This is a genomic window from Paenibacillus sp. N119s (assembly GCF_059447605.1).
In genome coordinates this window covers 1-3,555 of record NZ_JCAJRU010000353.1, presented here as the reverse complement: position 1 = coordinate 3,555, position 3,555 = coordinate 1, and the positions used below count along the sequence as shown (strand labels likewise).

Below are 3,555 nucleotides of genomic sequence, written 5' to 3'. Positions count from 1 at the left end.
AAGGTAAGTTAGTTGCTTGAATATAAGGGGCTACATAGGGGCTGTAAAGTTCTGGTGATAAAACGTAATGAGGAGAAGCGTTTAAACAGATATACACACAACCCGATTCATTCTGATCTTCCGCCATGTGTAGGCAGCCACTATTTATAAATAAGCCATCATCTTGTCGTACAATTTGTTTATCTTCATTAATTTGAAAGATCGCTTCCCCTTTTACAACCAGAATAAATTGAATTTCATCATGCCAATGAAGAGGTATATGTCCATGTATATTTTGGCTAATCGTTGTTTCATAACATGCAACCGGTAGTACAACTGTCCGATGCTCAGTTAATTCTTTTAGGTTTTGGTCAACCATGAAATTTTTTATTTGCAAATCATCACAACCTCAATATATTTATATTTTTTTATCATATTCAAGTATAATTTTAAAAATTTTTCACCTATTATAACACTATTATTATATCTCAAGGTGGAGAATATTCATGAACAAATCAGCTAGAAGAACAGGATTACTTCTTGTGATCACAGGAGCTATATTTTGGGGTGTCAGTGGGACCGTTGCCAAAAAACTCTTTCAACAAATCGATGTCAATTGGCTTGTAACGATACGTTTGCTCATGGCTGGTGTTTTACTGTTGGCCGTGCAATTTTTGGTAAAGGAACGTTCTCAAATATGGGCTGTATGGAAAAATAGAAGAACCTCTTTTCAACTCATTGTCTACGGTTTGGTGGGTATGCTAGCGGTTCAATATACGTATATGGCATCCATCCAAAGTGGTAATGCTGCTGTTGCGACACTATTACAGTATTTAGCACCTGTAATGATTATCATCTATTTAGTTCTGCGAAAGCACATTGTCTTCACCCGAAAGGATCTGACAGCTATTTTCCTGGCTTTAGTGGGGTGCTTTTTCTTGTTAACAAATGGCTCTATTTCTCAACTATCCGTTCCGAAGATCGCAATCGTTTGGGGTATCTTATCAGCAATAGCCCTGGCTTTTTATACCTTATACGTCATTCCTCTTTTGAAGCAATATGATTCCCTGGTTATTGTGGGTTGGGCTATGGTCATTGGCGGTTTGGGATTAAGCTTGATCCATCCACCTTGGCAAATCGATTTTAAAAGCTTGACACCAGAAACCTATTTATACCTAGCATTCGTTATTATATTCGGTACAATGATCGCATTTTGGTTCTATATAGAAAGTTTACAAAGTCTATCACCAAAAGAAACAAGCTTTCTAAGTAGTTTGGAACCGCTAGCTGCTGTTCTAACAACTGTGTTTTGGTTAAAAGAACCTTTTGGCTTCTTCCAATGGATGGGGGTATTATGTATCATCGGACTGATCTTGTTATTGGCATTCAATAAAAAGCCTTCTTCAAATAACCAATCAAAAGAAGATATCTCGCTTTCAGAGTGAGTAAATTTTACGGGTAGGCATTAGGATAGTACTGCTCGTTAATTGAGAAGACGACAGCCGTTACAATGGCTGCCGTCTCATTATATTTATGAAGCTACGGTTTGGGTTTCGTTTAATAATACATCCGAACGTTAATTTGTTTTTTGCGGAGGTTGCATAATCATAAAAGGTATATTTTGTACTCCAACCATTCGTACATACGTAAATAATTGGCCTTTATGGTGAATCTCATGGTCTTTCGCCGTAGATAACCAGAAGCTCCCCGTGCCAAGGAAGTTTTTAAATTCAATCTCCTTTTCTAGCTGTTGAGCATTTAATTCCTTCAATTCTCGAATTGTTTCCTCTGTCAATTGATCGACTATGCTGCGTACATCGGCTATTGTGTGATATTGATCTATTTTTGACGGTGGAGTGAAGGTACCATTTTTTACGGTTTTCACGAACATTTCCATAGAACTAGCTATATGAACAATTAGGGAACCCATAGGCATCGCATTGTCCCAGGGTTTAAAGTCAATATGTTCATTCGGAATCACTTCAACCAATTCTTGCAACACCAATCTGTGCCTTAGCCATTCCTGAAGATACTGAGCTACTACAGACATGCTACCAACCTCCAAAATTTAGTAGTTTTCTAATGTATTCATTCTACACTTTCACCCCATTACCTTCTTTTATGAAAAAGTCACAGATGAAAAAGGAACGATTTATCATCCGATGGGCGTTCCATCAGGTAATTTAATTCTGCAAATTTAGAAATGATTCGTGAATAAAGAAATGACGTAGCTGATATTAGATCCATTGGTATACCCTGCAACTGCAAAAAGAGAGAATTTTATGTGAATGGGCTACATTATACCGTTAGATCAGCAATCGACAAAGATGCGGCAGATTTATCTGAATTAAGATTACAAATTAATGGAGAGACAGAAAATTTAGATAGAGAGTAAAGGGAAGCATTTATAGATACATCAAGGTTCAAACAAACATACAAATGGACGCTGTAAAACCAAGAAATTTATTTTTAGTTGCTGTAAAGGACAAAATTCTTACCGACGGTAAGTACCACAATACGGTTATAATGGGACGTTTTAATGAATAATTCCAGTAATAAAGCTCCTGTAAATCAGCACCAAGTCGAACAAGAACGAAGTGGACAGAATAGTGCTGTTCAAGCGATAGCGTTCTCCTTTGTGCCCGGATTTCAACCTTCTTAGCTTGATTAAGAAATACGACCGCGTAGTGGCACCTCATGTACATTTTTAGCTCAGCTTGTATACACTAAAAAAACTTTATGCGAATAACGCATAGATATCAATATGTATCTTCCATATGTAGTAAACTTTGCTTGGATGATAGATTTACGTGATAACAAAGACTTAACACAACAGTATTCATAGGAGGCAGGATAAAAAAATGATTTTGGAGGATATGTATTATGGGAAATGGCGTCCCAGTGAACAAATAAAGTCAACCGACCCCGAATCTCAAAAAGTGAATCAAAAAATTTGCGATCTTATGGAGATGTTGAAAAATAAATTATCGGCAGTCGATTTTGAGCAAATTGAAGTCATGTTTGATTTATTAAGCGAGTCAACTTCCCTGCACTCCGCAGCAGCGTTCATCCACGGTTATCGGACGGGAGCATTAACGATGATTGAAGTATTTAGCAGTGAGAAAGAATGAGTTGCTGGTCATAAACGATAAGGAAAATGATAGAGAAAAGAGTGCTTTATCAGCTTAAATAAACCCAGTTTGCAGTACGCCCTGCAACTGCAAAAAAGGGAGATGGCGAGCGCCATCTCCCTTTCTCTTATTCCTACTCACACTTCCTGCTTAAAAACATAGTACCTGCACAGGTGGTCGGTGAGCGGAGCGGGCAGAATTGTTCTGAAGAAGCGGAGCGTTCGCCTTTGCAACGGGATTTTAACCTTACCAGGTGTCATATAAATGATAAAATCCCGTTGCAACAGCGATCGGAAGAATAATCTGTACGCGCAGCGCCTCTCCCGACATACGCCCAAACAAACAACTATGTTTTTAATCCCCCACCCGATTCAAAAACACCTTCGTCCGCTCCAGCTGCGGATTGCCAAAAATCTGCTCCGGTGTACCAGATTCTGCAATTTCT

At 38.3% G+C, this 3,555-nt stretch carries 4 protein-coding genes and 2 pseudogenes; 3 read left to right on the top strand and 3 right to left on the bottom strand.

Annotation, left to right across the window (positions count from 1 at the left end):
- The coding region (locus tag AC5V8P_RS24360; protein WP_495473961.1) for a cupin domain-containing protein at positions 1-376 on the bottom strand (376 nt) is incomplete at its 3' end.
- Between the two features lie 109 nt (positions 377-485).
- On the opposite strand from AC5V8P_RS24360, the gene AC5V8P_RS24355 reads away from it, so the two are divergent.
- Entirely contained in the window at positions 486-1,424 is a 939-nt protein-coding gene (locus tag AC5V8P_RS24355; RefSeq protein WP_064795741.1) for a DMT family transporter, read from the top strand.
- Between the two features lie 131 nt (positions 1,425-1,555).
- Here AC5V8P_RS24355 and AC5V8P_RS24350 read toward each other — a convergent pair whose 3' ends face one another.
- The gene (locus tag AC5V8P_RS24350) at positions 1,556-2,029 is read right to left on the bottom strand and encodes a DinB family protein (protein ID WP_064795740.1); all 474 of its coding nucleotides are present in this window, start codon (positions 2,027-2,029) and stop codon (positions 1,556-1,558) included.
- A gap of 201 nt (positions 2,030-2,230) precedes the next feature.
- Here AC5V8P_RS24350 and AC5V8P_RS24345 point away from each other — a divergent pair.
- Positions 2,231-2,475, top strand: a pseudogene (locus tag AC5V8P_RS24345) (GNAT family N-acetyltransferase); the annotation flags it as partial.
- A gap of 365 nt (positions 2,476-2,840) precedes the next feature.
- Complete coding sequence (locus AC5V8P_RS24340; protein WP_064795739.1) at positions 2,841-3,110, top strand: DUF6809 family protein; 270 nt, start codon at positions 2,841-2,843, stop codon at positions 3,108-3,110.
- Positions 3,111-3,464: 354 nt separating this feature from the next.
- Here the strand turns inward: AC5V8P_RS24340 and AC5V8P_RS24335 are convergent.
- Positions 3,465-3,555, bottom strand: a pseudogene (locus AC5V8P_RS24335) (polar amino acid ABC transporter ATP-binding protein); the annotation flags it as partial.